The organism is Rhizobium leguminosarum (genome assembly GCF_010668065.1).
Classification (GTDB): domain Bacteria; phylum Pseudomonadota; class Alphaproteobacteria; order Rhizobiales; family Rhizobiaceae; genus Rhizobium; species Rhizobium leguminosarum_S.
Genome location: NZ_WUEN01000001.1, coordinates 662,221 through 681,662 on the forward strand (window position 1 = coordinate 662,221; position 19,442 = coordinate 681,662).

The 19,442-nt window shown below is 61.5% G+C and carries 17 protein-coding genes and 1 pseudogene; 8 read left to right on the forward strand and 10 right to left on the reverse strand.

What is annotated here, in order from left to right:
- Positions 1–60: 60 nt before the first annotated feature.
- Positions 61–1,287, reverse strand: coding sequence for a DUF3095 domain-containing protein (locus tag GR198_RS02995; protein ID WP_164067329.1), 1,227 nt, complete (start codon positions 1,285–1,287; stop codon positions 61–63).
- A 173-nt stretch (positions 1,288–1,460) separates the two neighbouring features.
- On the opposite strand from GR198_RS02995, the gene GR198_RS03000 reads away from it, so the two are divergent.
- Positions 1,461–1,940 carry a class I SAM-dependent methyltransferase gene (locus GR198_RS03000; protein ID WP_164067331.1) on the forward strand — a complete coding sequence of 160 codons (480 nt, stop codon included), beginning with the start codon at positions 1,461–1,463 and terminating at the stop codon, positions 1,938–1,940.
- Positions 1,941–2,007: 67 nt separating this feature from the next.
- Here the strand turns inward: GR198_RS03000 and GR198_RS03005 are convergent, their stop codons facing one another.
- Positions 2,008–3,798, reverse strand: a complete 1,791-nt coding sequence (locus GR198_RS03005; protein WP_164067333.1) for an ABC transporter ATP-binding protein — start codon at positions 3,796–3,798, stop codon at positions 2,008–2,010.
- Positions 3,799–4,143: 345 nt separating this feature from the next.
- Positions 4,144–4,599, reverse strand: a complete 456-nt coding sequence (locus GR198_RS03010) for an Rrf2 family transcriptional regulator (RefSeq protein ID WP_029872157.1) — start codon at positions 4,597–4,599, stop codon at positions 4,144–4,146.
- A 131-nt stretch (positions 4,600–4,730) separates the two neighbouring features.
- Between GR198_RS03010 and GR198_RS03015 the strand changes: the two genes are divergently transcribed.
- From GR198_RS03015 to GR198_RS03025, 3 genes are all read left to right on the forward strand, one after another.
- Positions 4,731–5,636 carry an NAD(P)/FAD-dependent oxidoreductase gene (locus tag GR198_RS03015; RefSeq protein WP_164067335.1) on the forward strand — a complete coding sequence of 302 codons (906 nt, stop codon included), beginning with the start codon at positions 4,731–4,733 and terminating at the stop codon, positions 5,634–5,636.
- Positions 5,637–5,873: 237 nt separating this feature from the next.
- Positions 5,874–7,217: a chloride channel protein gene (locus GR198_RS03020; RefSeq protein WP_164067337.1), complete on the forward strand. Its 1,344-nt coding sequence runs from the start codon at positions 5,874–5,876 to the stop codon at positions 7,215–7,217.
- 185 nt (positions 7,218–7,402) lie between these two features.
- Positions 7,403–7,780: a GFA family protein gene (locus tag GR198_RS03025; protein WP_164067339.1), complete on the forward strand. Its 378-nt coding sequence runs from the start codon at positions 7,403–7,405 to the stop codon at positions 7,778–7,780.
- 28 nt (positions 7,781–7,808) lie between these two features.
- On the opposite strand, the pseudogene GR198_RS03030 reads toward GR198_RS03025, so the two are convergent.
- The 3 genes and pseudogenes from GR198_RS03030 to GR198_RS03040 all read right to left on the reverse strand — a co-directional run.
- Positions 7,809–8,316, reverse strand: a pseudogene (locus GR198_RS03030) (RES family NAD+ phosphorylase); the annotation flags it as partial.
- Positions 8,317–8,362: 46 nt separating this feature from the next.
- Positions 8,363–9,241 (reverse strand): FkbM family methyltransferase, encoded by an 879-nt coding sequence (locus tag GR198_RS03035; protein WP_164067341.1) that lies wholly within the window; start codon positions 9,239–9,241, stop codon positions 8,363–8,365.
- A complete protein-coding gene (locus GR198_RS03040) occupies positions 9,241–10,959 on the reverse strand; it encodes an adenylate/guanylate cyclase domain-containing protein (protein WP_164067343.1) in 1,719 nt (572 codons plus the stop codon). Before GR198_RS03040 ends, GR198_RS03035 begins: the two co-directional genes overlap by 1 nt.
- 179 nt (positions 10,960–11,138) lie before the next feature.
- On the opposite strand from GR198_RS03040, the gene GR198_RS03045 reads away from it, so the two are divergent.
- Together GR198_RS03045 and GR198_RS03050 are read left to right on the forward strand one after the other, a co-directional pair.
- Complete coding sequence (locus tag GR198_RS03045) at positions 11,139–12,227, forward strand: glycosyltransferase family 4 protein (RefSeq protein WP_164067345.1); 1,089 nt, start codon at positions 11,139–11,141, stop codon at positions 12,225–12,227.
- Entirely contained in the window at positions 12,227–12,979 is a 753-nt protein-coding gene (locus GR198_RS03050; RefSeq protein ID WP_164067346.1) for a polysaccharide deacetylase family protein, read from the forward strand. The genes GR198_RS03045 and GR198_RS03050 overlap by 1 nt, the downstream gene beginning before the upstream one ends.
- 10 nt (positions 12,980–12,989) lie before the next feature.
- Here the strand turns inward: GR198_RS03050 and GR198_RS03055 are convergent, their stop codons facing one another.
- From GR198_RS03055 to GR198_RS03065, 3 genes are all read right to left on the reverse strand, one after another.
- Entirely contained in the window at positions 12,990–13,859 is an 870-nt protein-coding gene (locus GR198_RS03055; RefSeq protein ID WP_164067348.1) for an alpha/beta fold hydrolase, read from the reverse strand.
- 57 nt (positions 13,860–13,916) lie between these two features.
- Positions 13,917–14,291, reverse strand: a complete 375-nt coding sequence (locus GR198_RS03060) for a GFA family protein (protein WP_164067350.1) — start codon at positions 14,289–14,291, stop codon at positions 13,917–13,919.
- A 258-nt stretch (positions 14,292–14,549) separates the two neighbouring features.
- Positions 14,550–15,380, reverse strand: coding sequence for an MBL fold metallo-hydrolase (locus tag GR198_RS03065; RefSeq protein ID WP_164067352.1), 831 nt, complete (start codon positions 15,378–15,380; stop codon positions 14,550–14,552).
- A gap of 499 nt (positions 15,381–15,879) precedes the next feature.
- Between GR198_RS03065 and GR198_RS03070 the strand changes: the two genes are divergently transcribed.
- Positions 15,880–16,548 (forward strand): GntR family transcriptional regulator, encoded by a 669-nt coding sequence (locus GR198_RS03070; RefSeq protein ID WP_029872168.1) that lies wholly within the window; start codon positions 15,880–15,882, stop codon positions 16,546–16,548.
- A gap of 72 nt (positions 16,549–16,620) precedes the next feature.
- Positions 16,621–17,295, forward strand: coding sequence for a GntR family transcriptional regulator (locus GR198_RS03075; protein ID WP_164067354.1), 675 nt, complete (start codon positions 16,621–16,623; stop codon positions 17,293–17,295).
- Between the two features lie 109 nt (positions 17,296–17,404).
- On the opposite strand, the gene GR198_RS03080 is transcribed toward GR198_RS03075, so the two are convergent.
- Positions 17,405–19,300, reverse strand: a complete 1,896-nt coding sequence (locus GR198_RS03080) for a bifunctional sugar phosphate isomerase/epimerase/4-hydroxyphenylpyruvate dioxygenase family protein (RefSeq protein WP_164067356.1) — start codon at positions 19,298–19,300, stop codon at positions 17,405–17,407.
- Positions 19,301–19,442: the final 142 nt, after the last annotated feature.

Sequence of the window (19,442 nt, forward strand, 5' to 3'; positions counted from 1 at the left end):
AAACCAATGCGAGATCAGCCCGTCGCCGTCAAAGCGACGGGTTTATTTTTCTTCGGACGATCACGTTTGATGCGGTGCTGTGGCAAGCACCTTGCCGGTCATCCGGCTTGCGGCCACCGCATAACCGCCGGCCGCACCGTCGATGAAATGCATGTGATCGCGCGAGATCGGCGTCGGCACGAAGCAGGTCATCAGCGCCGAGGCCTGCCGATGCAGGCCATAGCGGGCAATGCCCTTGGCGCGTGCCGCTTCGAGTAGCGTCTCGATCCGTTTCAGATGTTCGGCGTCGACGTCGATCGTCATCTTCAGCCCGTCATCGAATTTGCGGAAATCGGAATTGCCGGCGACGTCGCGCTTGTAGCGGCGGGCGTCGAAGCGGCCGAGCGGAATGCCGAGCTTGTAGCACACGACCGTGATGGCGAGCTGCAGGAAGATGATGAGCTTCTGCCGCAATCGCCGGCCAGCCGGCGCGGTGGCCTTGGCTTCGCGGTTGATGCCGTGCAGCGAGAAGGCAAAGTTCGGACCATCCGCCGGTACCGGGTGGCTGTCCCGGTTCTGCTCGGTGGTGACGGCGACGATACCGTTGACGAGGTCGCGGAATTCCTGCTCCGGCCGGCCCTCGCCGGGAACCGCGATGATCGAGACGATCTCGCCGTGCCTGGCGTCGATCGGGCTCCAGCGGCAGGAAAGGCCGGTGAGATCGGGGCGCGTTCCCGGGGCCGCGCGATCGATGCCGTAGCGGCCGAGCTTCATCTGTCTTTCGGCCCAGCTGGTACCGCCGCCCCAGAACATCGCATAGGTGACATAAGGGCTTGCGGAGTAACGCGCGACGCGGACGTCGAGGCCCTCGGCGCGGGTATCGGCGACCGGCACGATGGCGATGCGCAGCGTCAGGCCGAGATCCTCCTCGACCCAGACCTGCACGGCGGCAAGGGCGTCGCGCGCTGCCTGTTCCAGCGAGCCCGGAAGCGCGATCAGCGCGCCGTCGCCGCCGAAGACGAAGGGATAGTCGGCCTTGCCGACGGAATTCAGCACCGCCGATATGACGCTGGCGCCCGCCATGTTGACGTCCTTGTAGCGGCCGGCGGCGATCGCCGGCGTCGAGCCGACGATGTCGGCCAGTGCCAGCACCCATCCGTCCGGCAACGGCCGGTAATTGGCGGCGTCGGTCACGCCCTCGAATTCGCTGAAGAGCGGCACTTCGGCAAAGAAGGTTTCGTCGGTCACGGTTTTCATATCGTCCAGCTTAGCACAGACCCATGTCGCCACTGCAACGCCAATTCCCATTTACGGCAATCGACTTGGCAAGGTTTCATGTGTTAGAGCATTTCGTGCTTTTTCGGACGTACGGAAATGCGCTATCTTTTTGTTTTTACGCAATTCCGGACGCAAAAACGCTCTCGCACTTTTGCTGGAATTCCTCCAGGACCGCCGACGATTTCATGACGGATATAGATTAGATGAGCCGCCTCGACAGCTTCATTCGCCGGTTGACGGCCCAACGCGACATCTTGAACTCGATCATCGATCTGGTGGCGGAAACGCCAGGCCCGGTGCTGGAGTTCGGCCTCGGCAACGGCCGCACCTATGATCACCTGCGCGAGAACTTTCCGGGACGGCGCATCGTCGCTTTCGACTGGGAAGTCCGTTCCTATTCAGCCTCGACACCAGCGGCGGAAGACATGGTGACCGGCAATATCCGCGAGTCCGGCCAGGCCTTCGTCGGCATCGGCGCAGCCCTTGCCCATGCCGATATCGGCACCGGTCATGACGAGATCGACGCGGTGACGCTGACCTGGCTGCCGCAGCTGATGGCCGGCGTGCTCGCCCATGACGGCATCGCCGTCAGCGGGCTGCCGCTGGAGCATCCTGAGCTGATGGCGCTGCCGCTGCCAGACGGCATCAAGGAAGGCCGCTATTTCCTGTATCGCAGGACGTAGCACCAGCAATTGAAAGTGCTAAAGCGCCGCGTCTCTCGAAAAGACGCGCGGCGCTGTCGTGTTTCGGTCACGCCACCAGACCCTTGGTCAGTTCCAGCGCCTGCCGTTCGAACAGCCGGCGATAGATACCGTTATTGAGCCTGATCAGCGCCTGGTGGTCGCCTTCTTCGACAATCTTTCCCTTGTCGAAGACCAGCAGCCGGTCGAGCGCCCGCACCGTGGACAGCCGGTGGGCGATGACCAGCGTCGTGCGGCCGTTCATCAGGCGTTCCATGGCCTGCTGGATCTGCACTTCGCTCTCGCTGTCGAGGCTCGACGTCGCCTCGTCCAGGATCAGCACCGGCGCATCGGCCAGGAACGCACGGGCAATGGCGACACGCTGCCGCTCGCCGCCCGACAGCTTGACGCCGCGTTCCCCCACCATCGTCTCATAGCCTTTGGGAAGGTCCATGATGAAGTCGTGGGCACTCGCCTGTTTCGCCGCCTGCTCGATCTCGCGCCGCGAGGCGTTCGGCCGGCTATAGGCGATGTTTTCCGCCAGCGTGCGGTGGAACAGGATGGGCTCCTGCTGCACGATGGCGATCTGGCCGCGCAGGCTTGATTGCTTGACCCCTGCGATATCCTGTCCGTCGATGCGGATTTCGCCCGAGTTCACGTCATAGAGGCGCTGGATGAGCTTGACGAAGGTCGTCTTGCCAGAGCCCGAATGCCCCACCAGGCCGACGCGCTCACCCGGCTTGATGGTGACCGAAAAATCCTCATAGAGCGGAGTGGGATGAGCGCCATACTGGAAGGTGATGCGATCGAAGACAATCTCGCCCACGCCAATCTCGATCGGCGTGGCGTTGGGCTTGTCCTCGATGCCGAGCGGCATCTTGTCGAGCAGCACCAGCTCCTCCATGTCGTTGACGGCACGCTGCAGATTGCGGATGTCCTGGCCGACATTGCGCAGATAGCCTTGCAGAACGAAGAACATGGCCAGCACGAAGGTGATGTCGCCAGGCGTCGCCAGCCCCTGCCGCCACATGATCAGGCCCGTTCCCAGAATACCGGCCTGCATGGAAACCATGAGGAAACCCTGTATCGTGCCGCTCAAGGTGCCGCGCTTCCATGTCCGCCGCGTGCGGCTGTCCCATTTCGCCATCACGTGGCGCAGGCGCACCTCTTCGCGGCTCTCGGCCCCGAAGGCCTTGACCACCGAATTGCAGCTGATGGCATCCGCCAGTGCGCCACCAAGCTTGGTGTCCCAGGCATTGGCAAGCCGTGCTGCCGGCGACACGAAGCCCATGGAAAGCGCCACGGTCACGCCGATATAGATGAGCGAGCCCGCAGCCACGATCAGGCCCATGATCGGCCAGTAGCTGCCGAGCACGATGCTGGCGCCCACCAGCATGACGATGGATGGCAAAAGGGCGACCAGCAGCAGGTCGTTGAGCTGGTCGAGCGCCCACATGCCGCGGGTGATCTTGCGCACCGTCGAACCGGCAAAGCTGTTGGCGTGCCAGTCGGTCGAGAACCGCTGCACCTTGTGGAAGCCGTTATTCGTCACATCCGCCATGGTGCGCAGCGTCAGCCGGATGATGCCGTTGAAGATGAACCAGCGCAGAGCCACGCTGGTCAGGCCCAGAGCCACGACGATGACGAAGGCGCGCAGCGCCCGGTCAGCCGCATTGCTGCCGGCAATGGCATCGACGATCTGGCCGGAAAACACCGGCACCATGACTTCGGCCAGCGTGCTGGCAATGACCAGCACGATGATAATGCCCACCAAGACAGGCCGATGGCGCCAATGATGGAAAACAAAGCCGAGCACATGGCGATAGGCATCGGCGCGGAAATCGAGCTTCTTGCGAGTCATTTTAATCGCTCGGCGCCGTGTCGGCGGCCGGTCCTCAAAATCGAGAGTTGGATGGCACAGCCCAAGCGGGAGACGAAATGATCCCGTCAGATCAATCGGGCTATGAATTAAGGGAAAACCGCATGTCGGGCGCGCTCGAGGCGGGCCGCGAATGGAAATGACCTAATGTCGGGACATTCCGCACGGGAAGGTTTCGATGATTGCTGGTGTCATGCAACGCCTCCCTTGTGTTCGAATTAAAGCGGTGAGTTTTTTGTACCGAAGCAATTCGCTATTGCCAAGCGGATATTTGCAACCTTACGGAAAGTGATGCGGAAACGACACACCTTGTGAGCTTGCGACCGCTCAGGAGGCGCAGGAATAGGATGTGGCCGGGCGCGCGGTCAGTTTGGCCTCGAAGTCGGCGGCGATTTTGTCCAGCGTCACGCTGTCCAACCGCCGCAGGAGCAGGGCCTGGGCCTCCTTCATCGCGTCGCCGAGAGCGACATTCACGGCCTGTTCCACCAGGCATTCCGGCTGGTCGTCGGCTGGGCCGATGGCGAAGAGATGCGGCTCGCCGATGGCGCGGTAGACGTCGAGCAGGGTGATCTCGGACAGCGGACGCACCAGTGTCCAGCCGCCGCCATGGCCCTTTTCGGAGCGGACGTAGCCCTGTTCGCGGAGGCCGGCCATGGTGCGGCGGACGACAACCGGGTTGGTGTTCAGCATTTTCGCAATCATGTCGGAGGTCGCCGAATGCTGGTGCTTATCCATGTGGATTAGCACGTGCAGCATGCGTGAAAGGCGGCTGTCATTGCGCATGGTTCTCTTCCTGTCGATCGGACGGATCATTATCGCAAGCGGATCGTAACAAGACAAGTAACATGATGCTTGACAGCGCCAGTTCATGTAACTTATGTTGAGTCATGAGTTTAATGCCAAGGGAGAGTTCAATGTCGTTCGACGCCATCGTCATCGGCGGAAATTTTGCCGGCCTGTCGGCCGCCATGCAACTGGCCAGAGCGCGGCGGCGCGTGCTGCTCGTTGACGCGGGCGCGCCCCGCAATCGCTTTTCTGAAGCGTCGCACGGGTTCCTCGGCCAGGACGGCCAGACGCCGGCGGCGATCATGCAGGAGGGAAAGCGGCAGCTTTCGCTTTATCCGAGCATCACCATCCGCCTGGGGAAAGTCGTCCGGGCGCGCAGCGATGGTGACGCGTTCATCGTCGGCACCGAAGACGGCGGCGAAGAACGAGCCGCGCGCATCGTGCTCGCAACCGGCGTCAGCGACACGCTGCCCGAAATCCCCGGCCTCAAGGACCGGTGGGGCCACTCCGCGCTGCACTGCCCCTATTGCCACGGCTTTGAGGTCGGCGGCGGCAAGCTCGGCGTTCTCGCAAATCATCCGCATTCGGCCCATTCGGCCATGATGATCCCGGACTGGGGCACAACGACCTTTTTCACCCAAGCGCTGTTCGAGCCCGATGAAGAGCAGTTGGTGAAGTTGACCGCCCGTGACGTCCGGATCGAACGCAGCCCTATCGTGGAATTGTTGGGCGCCAACCCGAAGCTTGAGGCCGTTCGCCTCGCCGATGGCCGCGTCGTGCCGCTCGACGCCGTCTTCGTCGCACCGAAAACTTCGATGGCGAGCCCTGTTGCCGAACAGCTCGGCTGCGCCTTCGACGACGGCCCGTTCGGGCCAATCATTCGGATCGCCGATAACAAGGAAACCACCGTCAAGGGTGTCTTCGCCGCCGGCGATGCGGCAAGCGCCATGCACAATGCCACGCTCGCCTCCGCCTCAGGCGTGCTCGCCGGCGTGCACTGCCATCAATCGCTTGTCATGCAGTTGGTCGCATAGGGCGCAAACATCACGTTAAGCGGGCCGCTGGGGCAATCGGCCGGTCGAGAGGCCATTCGTGCCAAGCGGGCAAGATCGGGAGAGGGCGATAAGCCTGGACGGAACGGTTGAACGTGAGCCTCCGTGCCCGGCGCGCGCCCGCAGTCGTGCCGCGATCGACATGCTGCAAATGGGGGTGATCTTCGGGCACGATAGCGCTAGTAAAGGACAACCCCGCCCCGCATCGCCGAGCCCGACATGCCGCCATCCTATCGATATTCCAAGCTCTTTCGCCGCTCCCGCGTCTTATGGGGCTCTTTCTCAATTTGGCAGCCAAGGCTGGTGTTTTGGTGCGGGGCCTTGGCAATCGGGGTGATCAGCGTCGGCTTTGCGAAGCTTGCCGATCTGGCTCAGAAGGGCTTCGGGTCTCTCACCTCCTCCGGGGAAAGGGCCTTCCTGCTGCCACTTGCGCTGACCCCGCTTGGCTTCATGCTCTCGGCCTATCTGGCGGCGAGGCTGTTTCCGAACTCGCAGGGCAGCGGCATTCCGCAGGCGATTGCAGCGAGGCACCTGAGGGACGACGAAGACCGAACGCGGCTGCTGTCGCTGAAGATCGCCTGTGGTAAGATCGTACTGACGGTGCTCGGGCTCTTCTCCGGCGCCTCGATCGGCCGCGAGGGACCGACTGTCCAGGTCGGCGCATCGATCATGCTTGCCGTCGCCCGGTTCAGTGGCATGGCGCAGGCGCGCGGGCTGATCCTTGCCGGATCGGCGGCCGGTATTGCCGCGGCATTCAACACGCCGCTTGCCGGCATCGTCTTCGCGATCGAGGAAATGAGCCGGACCTACGAGTCTCGGGCGAACGGGCTGGTGCTCACGGCGGTCATCCTCTCCGGCCTTGCCGCGCTCGGGATTTCCGGAAGCTACAATTATTTCGGCATGGCATCGGCCGCACCCACGGAGCTTCGCGACTGGGGACTGGTTCTGATCTGCGGCCTCGGCGGCGGCGCGCTCGGGGCAGCCTTCAGCGGTTTCGCGCTGCACTTTGGCCAGAAGATCCGCCGCTGGGTGCAGCCACAGCCGCTGAAGCGCATGCTGGCTCTTGCAGGCACCTGCGGACTGACGATCGCAGTCATCGGAGTGGCATCAGGTGGCACGACCTTCGGTACCGGCTACGAGCAGGCACGAACTGCGGTCGAAGGCAACGCCCTGCCTCTGCTCTTCTTCGTCGAGAAGTTCGCCGCAAGCTTCCTGTCGATGCTGTCAGGTATTCCGGGCGGCATCTTTGCGCCGTCGCTCGCCGTCGGCGCCGGTTTCGGCAGCACCGTCGGCTCCCTGCTCGGCACCAGCGTCGCGCTGGCGGCCATCCTCGGCATGGCCGGCTATTTCGCGGGTGTCGTGCAGGCACCGATGACGGCCTTCGTGATTATCCTGGAAATGACCGGCGATCATCAGGCAGTCATCCCGATCATGGCAGTGTCTATGATCGGTTACGTGACTTCGCGCGTTCTTTCGCGCGAACCGCTTTATCATGGCCTTTCGCGCGTCTTCATCGCCGCGGCTATCCGGGCGCGGCGTGCGGTCGAAAGGGAGTCGGAGTAACTTTGAGTTCTACACAGACGACCGGCGAATATGCGCGATCATCTATCGAGTGGTATGCTACGAGCATGGACCTGACACCTGATGGACACTGTTCGATCTGTCCAGCGGCCTCGCGGCGGCATTTCCAAAACCGCTACCAGGTGCGTGCGTTTGCTCTGGCGGACATCATTTAGCAGGAACACGGAATGAAACGAGCAGCCAGTTGTTCATGCGGCCAGCTTTCGATCACCGCCGACGGAGAACCTGTCAAAATCTCCGCCTGCCATTGCCGGGCCTGCCAACGTCGCACCGGCAGCGCGTTCGGAGTAGCCGTATTCTTCCAAGCGAATCAAATCGAGACGTCGGGATCGTCAAGTAGCTATATCCGGTCGGGGGACAGCGGGAACTCGATCGAATTCAGGTTCTGCCCGGCATGCGCGTCTACGGTTTTCTGGATGCCGGAATTCAGGAAAGAGCTCGTAGCCGTCGCCTTGGGATGCTTCGCCGATCCCTCATCGCTCGCGCCAACGCAAAGCGTCTACGAGGAAAGTCGTCTGGAATGGGTGTCGTTCGATTTGACCTAGGAGAAGTCCGCCTGCCATAAGCCACCGGTTAAGTTACCGCCAGTACCGCCCCGGTGTCGTACTGACGCACGAAATCGACCCGCATGCCGTTCCAGTGATAGCAGTAATACCGCCCTTGGACAGGAATGGTTGTGGCGTCCGGCCAGAAAATGCCGATACAACGTCGACCGGGCATTCGAACGCTGTTCCACAAGAGACCATCGCTTCCCGCTGCACGAAGTTCGCGTCCCTCAATCTGGGAAGCGGTGTAATCGTCCCGATGCAGGACGCCAGGCACCGCGTTCACGTCGTCCAGTCCTCGGTCCACGCTGCCTACCACGAAAGTCCGATGTCCACCCCGGACGCTGGGGCGTTGAGCTCATGAACTTCTGATGATGATGGATTGTCTCGGCGACAGCGACTTTTTCACTGTCGCCTGCATAGTAGATACCATAGCTTCCGTCCGTGAAGCGTCCCGGCCGCCCCGTTGAGCAATGGACGAATGGGGCCATTACATAACTAGCGCCGGTGCCCGAAACGCGGCGGTTCGCGGGCAGGGCGTGACCATCTGCGGCAAGCGACCCTGAAAGATTGCGATCCACTTCAAGGCAGGAACAGCACGTTGTACTGATCGAAATCGCCCGGCAGGTCGCGAACCTTCATCTCGACCTCGCGGTCCTCGAAGAGGACGAGGCAGTCCTCGTAGAAGCCGGACAGCATGGATATGAAGGCTTTCGTTCCCTCCCGCCCGTAAAAGAGCGGCGTGAACTCCATGTAGAGCGGCACGCGGCGGGCAAGCAGCGGCTGCATCGACCGGCAGGCGACCGGCTCGTAGCCCTCGATATCCATCCAGACGAGCCCGATTGCGGCCGGATCGACCGAAAGTCCGGCAAGGATCTCGGAGACCGGCTTCACCGGCACGCTGATCTTCCTGTCGCTCGGGCTCTGGCGGATGGCGCTGCTCTTGCCGTGATTGTTGAGGTTGAGAAAAAAGTCGATCTCGCCTTCACTCTCGCCGGCGGCGCAATTGACGAGGCGCACCTTCTCCTCCAGCCGATTCTGGCGGATGTTAAGTTGAAGCAGCGGGAAATTGCGTGGATCGGGCTCGATGCTAACGATCTTGATATAGGTGTCGCTGAGGGCGAAATAGACGGTCTGGGTGCCGATATTGCCGCCGATCTCCAGCAGCGTCGCATCCTTTCGCAAGAGGCCGCGCTCGCGCAGGATGACGATCAGCCGGTCGACGGCCTCGCGCTCGAAATGACCCTTCCGGAAGACCTTGCGGCCGATATAGTCCGAGGGCGAGAAGGTCATCAGGTGGTCGCCCGCATCGACCGTCATCGAGACCACGCGCGGGCCGATATTCTCGATCAGCAGGCGACGGCCGAAGCGGGTGTCAAAGAAGCGCGAAGCGGCCGCATTGCGCGCCTTGCGCAGCCGGCGGTTCCAGTATTTGGCGGTCAGCCAGGGCTTGCCGGGCATCAATCTATTCCTTCGAGCGGTTCTGCCGCTTTCTCTCTCGGAATGACATAGACTTTCAAGGGCAAGGCCCGGCCGCGCACACTGATTTCACGGCTTTCGATGCCGGAAAGATCAGCACCGGAAAGGCTCGCCACCGGCTCGGAGATGACGATCGCCGCCTCGAACTCCTTGGCAGCACTTTCCAACCGGCTCGCGACATTCACGGTATCGCCGATCGCCGTCATGCTGCGCACCCGGCCATATCCCATCGTGCCGACGACGGCCGGGCCGGTGTGAATGCCGATCGCGATGCGCAGCGGCAGCGCCAGTTCGTCGGCCAGCTCGGCGGCGAGTTTCTCGATCTCGGCGACGATCGCCGCTGCCGCGGCGAGCGCCTGGCGGCAGGCTTCCTCCGGCGCGGTGTTGAGCCCGAAGAGCGCCATCGCGCCGTCGCCGATGAACTTGTCGAGCCGCCCGCCCGACTGCTCCACCGCCTTGCCGATGATGGCGAAATAGCGGTTCAGCAGGAAGACGACATCGAAGGGCAGGCGGGTTTCCGTCAGTGTGGTGAAATGGCGGATATCGACGAAGAGCACGGCGATCTCGCGCTCGCGGCCGGGGCTCGTCTCCTGGCTGTTGGCGGGAAGGGCCGCCTCGATCGCCGGCACGAGAAGCGGCGCGACGGCAACGTCGCGGTTCGGGCGAAGCTGGCAGGCGAGCCGGACATCCGGGCCGGCATTGATGCGCTTCAGCGTCGTTTGTTCCATCTTGTCGGGGGCAGGCAGGCTTTCGTAATCGCCGAGGATCTGCACGCGGCAGGTGGAGCACTGGCCCTTGCCGCCGCAGACGGCATAATGCGGCAGGCCGCCGAGCCGGCTTGCTTCCAGCACCGAGAAGCCGCGCGGCACACGGATCACCTCGCCGCCCGGATAATTCACGGCGACCTGGTCAAGCCGCTCCTTCAGCTTGCGCCGGGCGCGGGCGACGACGACGATGAGCAGAGAGGCCGAGAAGGCGCCGTAGAGCCCGGCGCGGATCATGGCGACCTGACGGTGAACTTCCGGGTTCGAGGCGTAACGGGTGTTGACGCCCTCCTTGTAAGCGCTGACCGTCATTGACTGCTGGTAGGAAGGGTCGGCGAGCGTCCGGCCCATTTCGACGAAGCCGAGCAGCGCGAGCACCGGCACCAGGATGGCGAGCGCCAGCATCAGCGGTGCGAAGTCCGGGTACCAGGAGCGGTAGCGCAGCCAGAAATGGATGCCGATGCAGCCATGGATCCAGACGGCGACGACGGCGAGCGCCTGCCGCGCGCCGCTCGCCGGAGACCTGATCCACAGCGAACCGACGACCGTCTCGTAGTCGTCGATGTAGCCGTAGAACTCGTGGGCGATGCGCGTGCCGATGACATGATCGAGGAGAAGCAGCGGGATCATCAGGCCGAGCACGATCTGCGCCATTTCCCCCTTCGGCATGACCAGGCTGCGGCGCATATAGATGGCGCGCAGCACCAGCGCGATATGGGTGAGCACCGACAAATAGAAGATGGCGGTCCCCAGAGGATTGCGCCAGATCGCCAGAAAGAGATGGGCGGCTTTATCGGCGGCTGCGACAGAAATCAGGCCAATCGCATGGTTCGACAAATGCAGCAGGACGAAGATGAAAATGACGAGGCCGGAACCGAGCCTCGCCCTTCTGATCGTACGTTCCGAAAAAATCCCTGTGGCCGAGACAGTCGTCATTCATTCCCGTTCTTGTCGATGTAACCGCAGGCCCATAGAGATTGGGAAAGAGGCAGAATTGCTTCGATCGCGATCACATTCCATATGCTTATGCGCAAGTTTTCGGCAAAGGGACAATAGCGGAATTTTCCCGACGGGCGCGAAAGTTGTAAACAGTGTGTCTTAACTGAGGTGTTCCAATGCGGGTGGCTTTCTACGCGCCGATGAAATCGCCGAACCATCCGGTGCCGTCGGGCGACCGGCTGATGGCGCGGCTGCTGATCCAGGCGCTGGAGCTTGGCGGACATCAGGTCGACGTCGCCTCCGAATTCCGCACCCATGCCTCGACACCGGAGGCGGCAGCGGCGCTCGAACCCGCCATTTCCGCCGAGCTGGAGCGGCTGCGGCTGACATGGAAATCCGGGCCACGACCGGAACTCTGGTTCTGCTACCACCCCTATTACAAATCGCCCGATCCCTTCGGGCCGGCGATCTCTGCCGAATTCGCCATTCCCTATGTCACCGCCGAAGCCTCCTATGCGGCAAAACGCGACCGAACCGGCTGGGCAGCGTCACAGAAGCTGGTGGGCGAGGCGATCATGCGGGCGGCGGTCAATATCAGCTTCACCGAGCGCGACCAGGCCGGGATCACAGCCGCCTTTCCGCAGGCGCGCCTTGCCAGGCTGAAACCCTTCATCGACACGGCATTGTTCGAGAAGGGGTCCCCGGCGCCCGATCCGCGCCGGTTGATGACGGTCGCGATGATGCGGGCCGGCGACAAGATGGACAGTTATGCGATGCTTGCGAAAGCATTGCGGCTGATCGAAGACCGGCCCTGGACGCTTGCCGTCATCGGCGACGGTCCGATGCGGCAAGAGGTGCCGGCGCTGTTTGCCGGTCTTGGTGGCCGCATCGAATGGCTGGGCGAGCGGAATGCCGTCGAGATCGCCGAACTGCTCGGACGCGGCGGTGTTTATGTCTGGCCCGGCTGCGGCGAGGCCTATGGTCTTGCCTATCTGGAGGCCCAGGCCGCCGGCCTGCCTGTCGTCGCGCAGGAAACGGCAGGCGTGCCTGATGTGGTCGAGGCTGGCGTGACCGGCCTGCTGACACCGGATGGCGATGTCGCCGCTTATGCCGAGGCCGTGGCTGCCCTGCTTGACGATAGGCAAAGGCGTGACGCCATGGGGCAGGCGGCGCGGCGCTTCGTGCTTGGGCAACGCTCGCTTGCGACGGCGGCTGAGGTGTTGAACGGAATTTTGCGGGACAGCGCAGCAACAGGAGTGACGTGATGACCGACGCAATAGCCTGGGACCCCCTGCGCCGCGAGCTTGACCGCTGGCAGGCCGCCGGCCGCGTGGCGCGGTTCTGGCTGCGCGATGACGACGCCGTCGAGCCGACGCAGGCGCTGGAGACGCTGATGGCGCTGGCGGGTCAAAGCCAGGTTCCGCTGACGCTCGCCGTCATTCCCGGCATGACCGGCGAGGCGTTGGCGGCGCGCCTGGTGGAGGAAGCAGCCGTCGCTGTCGCGGTGCATGGCTGGTCTCATGCGAACCATGCGGGGCCGGAGAGAAAGAAGCAGGAACTCGGCGGCGACCGGCCGGCGGAGGCCGTGCTCGGCGAGTTGGGTGAAGGGTTCCGGCTGCTGCAGCGGCTGCATCCGGCCCGCTTCGTGCCGGTGCTGGTGCCGCCGTGGAACCGGATCGACGCGGCCCTCATCCCGGCGCTGCCCGGGCTCGGATTTGCAGCCCTTTCGGTCTACGGCCGGGCAAGGCAGGACGGCCCGGTGCCGCTGCTCAACACCCATGTCGACATCATCGACTGGCACGGCACGCGCGGCGGACGGAGCGAGGCGGAACTGGTGGCCGAACTGGTGGCCGAGCTTCGCGACCGATTTGCCGGCAGCGACGAGCCCGTCGGCGTGCTCACCCACCACCTGGTGCATGATACGGCTGCATGGGATTTCCTGTCGGCCCTGTTTGCGGTGACGGGCGGACATCCCGCCGTCCGCTGGTCGCCGGCGTCGGAACTGCTAGGGCCTTAGACATTGCCGATCAGGCGGCGTGAACGCGTCCGAGGAACTCTCGCATAAGTGCGACGACGTCATCGAGATGTGTCTCGAGCAGCCAGTGGCCGCCGCCGAGCAGATGCAGTTCGGCGTCCGGCAGATCACGCAGATAGGCCCGAGCCGACTTTTCCGGCATGTAGTGGTCGTTCGGACCCCAGACGATCAAGGTGGGCGGCCGGTATTCGCTGAGATATTTGCGGTGTTCCGGGAACCAGGCCCGGTTCTCCTTCAATCCGGCGATCAGGTCTATGGCGATTTCCTTGCGCTGCGGCGTGATCAGCGACCAATGCAGTTTCCAGAGATCTGGCGGGATCGCGTCGACCAGAGGAGCCGGCAGATCGTTGAGGAATTCCTCCTTGAAAGTCTCCTCGTTGACCGCCTCCGCTAGTACCTTCCTCATCTCCGAATTCGGAAGCATCCATGTCGCCTCGATATCCGCATATTTCGGTCCGAGGGCATCTTCATAGGGAATGTCGCCATTCTGGATGATCAGCGCCACGATGCGCTGAGGGGCTCTGATCGCCAACCGGGCACCGATCGGCGAGCCGAAGTCGTGGAGGTAGAGGACGAATCGGTCGACATTCATCGCACTGATGAAGGCCTCCAGCCAGGCAGCGTATCCATCGAAGCTGTAGTCGAAATCATCGGGTGTGGCGCTGTAGCCGGCACCTGGGAAATCCGGCGCAATCAGACGCCAACGGTCGGCAAGGCGCGGCATGAGATTGCGAAATTCATAGGATGAGCAGGGATATCCGTGCGGCAGCAACAAGACCGGCGCATCCGGTTGGCCGGCCTCGCGGTAAAAAGTCTCGACGCCTGCAACCGTCATCCAGCGATGTCGGACGGGAGTGACCATCGGAAACCTCCTTTGAACTGTCTTCGTTGCTCAATGACGTCGCCCAGCGCTTGGTGTTCACTTTCGGTCTTCCTCAAACTGCTCGGCGCCTTCCACCGGTCGCAGCCACGGCTCGCGGCGTTTGACCCAGAGTTCGTAGCTCGGCACCAAAGGCGTCGGCGCCTCGGAGAGGATGCCAAGCTTGATTTCCGCCTCCTGGTCATCGGCGGAAAACAGCCGCGAGCCGCAACCGGTGCAGAAATGCCGACCTTGGAACTGGCCGGTTTCCCCTGAATGTTCGAATTGGCCGGCGGGCCAGATCCCATAGAAGGTAAAAGCCGAACCGCTTTCTTTTCGACAGTCGGTGCAATGACAGATTCCGACGCGTAAGGGCTCGCCCCGGACAGAAATACGCACCTGCCCGCAGAGACACTTTCCGGAAAGCACGGTCATGACGGATCCCTGTTTCGTTGATTTTGCGCTACTGGGAAAACGGTCCGGCCCAGCATCTGTTCCGTCGAGACGTCGCCGGCATGCCAGTTCGACGAATGGGCTCTCTGTCGAAGAGCTTCGGACTGGCAAGATGACGGCGGCCTTCGGCAGCCTGCTAAAGCATGTCGCGCAAAAGTGTGCAGCGGTTTTGCGACAACGACATGCGTAAAAACAAAGATCTAAAGCGCGACGAGCGAATCTGAAAGTTCGCGACGTGCTTTAGATCACCACGGTCTGATTGTCGCGGGCGGCAAAGGATTCGGGGAAGGCGGCCTGCGCCTGCATTTCCATCTCCGCCAGCTGTTCGTCCGTGCGCGAAGGGGCGTGGTGGAACAGCGCGAAGCGCTTGGTGCCTGCCATTTTCGCAAGCTCGGTGCCATGCTGCCAGGTCGAATGGCCGAAGCCCTTGAAACGCTGCATCTCGTCTTCATTGTAGGTGCAGTCGTAGACGACGAGATCGGCGTCCCGCATCATCTCCAGCGAGACCGGATCATAGCTGCCGGGAATATGCTCGATGTCATAGACGAGAGCGACCGAACGGCCCTGCCATTCGATGCGGTAGCCGATGGCGCCGCCCGGATGGTTCAGCATGAAAGTCTTGATCTCGATGCCCGCGTGCGGGGTCAGCACCTGACCGGCATGGAAATCCCGGAAGTTCATCGTCGCCTGACAGATGTCGGTCTTGACCGGAAACCAGGGCGGGCTGATGAACTGCTCGACCATTTCCCGCGTGCTCATCTTGCCATCGAGATGGCCGGACCAGATGTTGACGTTGATCGAGGGATAATAGATCGCCTTGAAGAAGGGCAGGCCAATGATGTGGTCGTAATGGCAGTGGCTGAAGAACAGGTCGACGTCGCTGACGCCGTCGGCGAGCATAGACAGCCCGGCCTCGCGCAGACCAGAGCCTGCGTCGAAGATCATCCGATGTTTTCCGCAGCGAATCTCGATGCAGGAAGTGTTACCGCCGTAGCGATCGAACTCGGGGCCTGACACGGGAATACTGCCGCGGACGCCCCAAAATTTTACCTGAAACAGTTCTGTCGTCATCGTTCTTCAAACCGGCCTTCCCGCATCGCCATCGTAGTCATAGTTCGTCTCTATGCGAAGCAGCAGAATTCCACGGGTTTGTCTGTTCCCCTTTGTATTCTCCTAACCGCTAGCGGAAGAAGAAGTAGATTTTCCTAAGCAATCGGCTTTCGGCTCGGAAAGCAAGCCGGTATGGTTGGTTTTCGGTAAACGCGCTGCTGAGGGCGGGGGACATTTTCCCGTAAGTCATGCCTATTAGATGGTTGCGCGCGATTGAAAAAACAATTGCCGCCATGTTGAGCCGAAAATCCAGTCTTAGCAGCAACACGAAAGCCGCGCCGAAGAGCCCGGCCTAAACGAGATGTGGCGCGTGTATTGGTCGTCCGCCCTGCTCGCCCGGTTCTCCGGGAAAACCAGCATCATATGAGAAAATTGTGCTTCCTATTCTGCGAATGTTTCCTTGCTTGAGAATGCCAGAAAGCGATATATCCGACGATACGGGAAATATAAGAGACTCGCCATGTTGCAGCCGGTTATCAACGAGACCATTGCCGAAAGCAGCTACAGGCGCATTCGGGCCGACATCATTTTTGGCCGGCTGGCTCCCGGACAAAAGTTGAAGCTTGAAAGCCTGAAGGAGTCTTACGAGACCAGCATCAGCACCCTTCGGGAAGTGCTGAACCGGCTCTCCTCCGAGGGGCTCGTCCTCGCCGAAGGGCAGAAAGGGTTCGAAGTGTCTCCGGTGTCGGTTTCAGACCTCAAGGAGACGGCGGCGCTGAGGCTTCTCCTGGAAACACATGCGCTGGAGCAGTCGTTCGTGCATGGCGACGTGGAGTGGGAAGCTCCGCTGGTATCGGCGCATTACAAATTGGCGCGGATGGAACAGGTGATGGCCTCCGGTGATACCAGCCGGGCCGAGGACTGGAAGCGCTACGACTGGGAGTTCCATCAAGCCCTGATATCCGCCTGCGGGTCGAAACTGCTGATGGAGACGCATTCGGTGATCTTCGACAGATATCTCAGATATCAGATGGTTGCCTTGTCCTATCGAGGCGATGTCGCGGCCAACGAACATCAGCAGTTGTTGGATGCGGCATTGCGACGGGACGCGGAGACGGCCAAGCGGGTGCTTGTCCTGCATATTCAAGGCGGGGTTGAACATGCGCTGGCGAGAGGGACGCTGAGATAGAAATGGTTCGGACGTTTCTCTTCGAACTTTAGGTCCACCAACTCAGACATTTCGGCGAAACCAGGAAAAGCCATGCTCAAGCAAATCCATGATCCGGCTGAAACAGTAAGCGATGTCGTCTTCCGGCAGATCCGCGAGGATATCATATCGGGCACTTTGCCGCCGGGGACCAAGATCAAGCTGGAGCAGGCAAAGGAGCGCTACTCCATCGGCATTTCATCGCTGCGCGAAATTTTGAGCCGCCTGACTACGGAAAACCTCGTCGTCGCCGAGGGGCAGCGTGGCTTTGAGGTCAGCCCTGCTTCGCGCCGCGAACTTCTGGAACTCGCCGACCTCAGGATCGTTCTTGAAACGCACGCGATCGGCCTTGCCTTCGCTGCTGGAAATCTCGAATGGGAGGGGCGCATCGTCGCCGCCCATCACCGGCTGGCAGCCGCCGAACGCAAGCTCCTTGCCGGCGACGTCTCGAGGACCGTCGACTGGGTCCGATACGATTGGGAGTTCCATCAGGCGATCGTCTCGGCCTGCAATTCAGCGACGCTGATGGCGACATTGTCGTCGGTCTTCGACCGCTTTCTCCGCTACCATATGCTGGCCGAGAGTTTTCGAGGCAAGCCCGTCGTCGATGACCACAGGCTTTTGTTTGAACTTTCCATTCGGCGCGACGTCGCCGGCGCGACCGACGTCGTCAGGCGGCACGTTCAAAGCGGCGTGGAACATGTGCTGAAGAGCGGCCGGATTACTTAGGGCAATTCCAGGAAAAGTGCGAAGCGGTTTTCCGTCCGGAATGGGCAAAACAAAAGGTTAGAGTGGCTCTGCGCTTTCATGAAAAGCTGAGCCGCTCCTAAACCATAGCTCAAGAGGCATCTTTCGGAATTCCTTCCGGACGCATCTGTTTCTTCAGAGCGGCGATCCGGAAAATTGCGTTCGGCGCGCCGTAGCCGCGGTAGCCGCGGCGCTCGACGATCTCGAAAAAGAAACCTTCTCCATAGGTTCCGCTATAGAGCTGGAAATATTCGCCGTGCTCGTCGCGGTCATAGAGGATGTTCTCCGCCTTCAGCCGCTCGGTCAATGCAGGATCGAGGCCGAAGCGTGCTTCGACGTCGTCGTAGTAGTTCGGCGAAATGTGCAGTGATCTGAAACCGCAGACACGAAGGCTTTCGGCGGTTGCAAAGATGTCGTCGGTCAAAAACGCCAGGTGCTGGATTCCGGCCCCGAATTTCTCGGCGATGAAATGTCCCGCCAGAGTGCGGCGATTCTCGGCGCCGTTCATGGTAATGCGCAGCGCCCCGGTGTCGTTCTCGACGACTTGACTGCGCACCACCCCGGCCGGATCGATGATATCGACCATCGGGGTCTTCCGCGTCTCGAAAATGGACGTGTAGAACAGAAGCCAGGTGAGCATTTCATCGTAGCCGACCGTCTGGGCGACGTGATCAATGCGCAAAAGGCCCGCAGGCGGCGCGTCGCTGTCGTCGGGGACCGGCTGAAAGTCGATTTCGGAGAAGCGACCCAATGCGCTCTTGTCGTCGATGAGATAGACGATCCCGCCCCCCACGCCCCGAATGGCGGGCAACTCAAGCTCACCGTCTGCGACAGGCTGGGTGAATGGCTCGGCATCCAAGGCGAGCGCGCGCTCATAGGCCTTGGCCGCATCGTCCACGATCAGGGCCATGGCATAGGCGAAAGTACCGTGAACGGCGTAGGCGGCGTTGGCGAATCCTGCCTGATCGACATTGACGAGGATGCGGATCTCGCCCTGCTCGAAGAGGGAGACTTTTTTCGTGCGGTGGACCGCCGTCTTTTTGAATCCGAGGGTGCGCAGCAATGCAACCAGCTCGACTTCGTCTTCCTCGTCCGTGGCAAACTCGACGAAGCCGACGCCCTTGACGGAAGGCCTTTCCGGCATCGCCGCCCCGGTCATGCTGCCGATGCCGAGATTGCGTCGTACCTGATCGCCAAGATAGATCAAGGAGCGGTGGCCATCGGCCGCAATCGCACGCGACAAACCGCCTCGGAACTGGTCGTTGAAGATCTCCAGGGAGAAATACCCGTCATAACCTGTCGCCGCGACGGCTTCGGTGAACGCCGTCACGGGAAGGTCGCCTTCACCCGGCATGTTTCGGAAGTGGCGGCTCCAATAGAGCAGGTCCATGTCGATATCAGGGGCATCGGCAAGCTGGACGATGAAGATTTTCTCTTTGGGAATCGAGCGGATGGAATTGACGTCGATCTTGCGCGACAAGGTGTGGAAGCTGTCGAGGATAAGACCGATATTCGGATGATCGGCGCGACGGACGATCTCCCAGGCGTCGCGGTGGTCGCTGATATGGCGGCCCCAGGCAAGCGCCTCATAGCCCACCCTCAGTCCACGCCGGGCAGCACGCTCGCCGAGTTCATGAAAGTCCGCCGCCGCCCTGTCGATGCCGCCGATAGCGGCCGGCGAGACGTTGGAGCAGACGAGCACCAGGTCCGTTCCCAACTGCTGCATCACGTCGAACTTCCGCTCCGCACGGTCAAACGTGCGGCTTCGCAGCGGCTCCTGCATGCCCTCGAAATCACGAAATGGCTGAAACAGGGTGATCTCCAGGCCATGGTCGCGGACGAGTTTTCCGACATCGGCCGGGCTTCCGTCGAAGGCGAGGAAGTCATTTTCGAAGATCTCGACGCCGTCGAAGCCCGCCCGGGCGATCGCCTCGAGCTTCTCCGGGAGTTCGCCGCTGATCGTTACAGTCGCAATCGAGGTCCTCATGTCAAAGCCCTTCCGATATCCGTGCGAGATTAAACGAGCGCCGAACACTACGATGCGTCCCGGAAAATCGCTCGCTACTATTATGGCAAATGTCGTGAGGAATTCAAATAGCGTGTCTTATTATAAATTCTCATATGATTTT

What these genes read in the sequence shown, in the direction of transcription:
- GR198_RS03040 (WP_164067343.1), bottom strand. Translation starts at nt 10,959, where the DNA reads ATGACGACTGTCTCGGCCACAGGGATTTTTTCGGAACGTACGATCAGA.
- GR198_RS03050 (WP_164067346.1), top strand. Translation starts at nt 12,227, where the DNA reads ATGACCGACGCAATAGCCTGGGACCCCCTGCGCCGCGAGCTTGACCGC.
- GR198_RS03055 (WP_164067348.1), bottom strand. Translation starts at nt 13,859, where the DNA reads ATGGTCACTCCCGTCCGACATCGCTGGATGACGGTTGCAGGCGTCGAG.
- GR198_RS03010 (WP_029872157.1), bottom strand. Translation starts at nt 4,599, where the DNA reads ATGCGCAATGACAGCCGCCTTTCACGCATGCTGCACGTGCTAATCCAC.
- GR198_RS03070 (WP_029872168.1), top strand. Translation starts at nt 15,880, where the DNA reads ATGTTGCAGCCGGTTATCAACGAGACCATTGCCGAAAGCAGCTACAGG.
- GR198_RS03020 (WP_164067337.1), top strand. Translation starts at nt 5,874, where the DNA reads ATGCCGCCATCCTATCGATATTCCAAGCTCTTTCGCCGCTCCCGCGTC.
- GR198_RS02995 (WP_164067329.1), bottom strand. Translation starts at nt 1,287, where the DNA reads ATGGGAATTGGCGTTGCAGTGGCGACATGGGTCTGTGCTAAGCTGGAC.
- GR198_RS03000 (WP_164067331.1), top strand. Translation starts at nt 1,461, where the DNA reads ATGAGCCGCCTCGACAGCTTCATTCGCCGGTTGACGGCCCAACGCGAC.
- GR198_RS03025 (WP_164067339.1), top strand. Translation starts at nt 7,403, where the DNA reads ATGAAACGAGCAGCCAGTTGTTCATGCGGCCAGCTTTCGATCACCGCC.
- GR198_RS03080 (WP_164067356.1), bottom strand. Translation starts at nt 19,300, where the DNA reads ATGAGGACCTCGATTGCGACTGTAACGATCAGCGGCGAACTCCCGGAG.
- GR198_RS03015 (WP_164067335.1), top strand. Translation starts at nt 4,731, where the DNA reads ATGTCGTTCGACGCCATCGTCATCGGCGGAAATTTTGCCGGCCTGTCG.
- GR198_RS03060 (WP_164067350.1), bottom strand. Translation starts at nt 14,291, where the DNA reads ATGACCGTGCTTTCCGGAAAGTGTCTCTGCGGGCAGGTGCGTATTTCT.
- GR198_RS03065 (WP_164067352.1), bottom strand. Translation starts at nt 15,380, where the DNA reads ATGACGACAGAACTGTTTCAGGTAAAATTTTGGGGCGTCCGCGGCAGT.
- GR198_RS03045 (WP_164067345.1), top strand. Translation starts at nt 11,139, where the DNA reads ATGCGGGTGGCTTTCTACGCGCCGATGAAATCGCCGAACCATCCGGTG.
- GR198_RS03005 (WP_164067333.1), bottom strand. Translation starts at nt 3,798, where the DNA reads ATGACTCGCAAGAAGCTCGATTTCCGCGCCGATGCCTATCGCCATGTG.
- GR198_RS03075 (WP_164067354.1), top strand. Translation starts at nt 16,621, where the DNA reads ATGCTCAAGCAAATCCATGATCCGGCTGAAACAGTAAGCGATGTCGTC.
- GR198_RS03035 (WP_164067341.1), bottom strand. Translation starts at nt 9,241, where the DNA reads ATGCCCGGCAAGCCCTGGCTGACCGCCAAATACTGGAACCGCCGGCTG.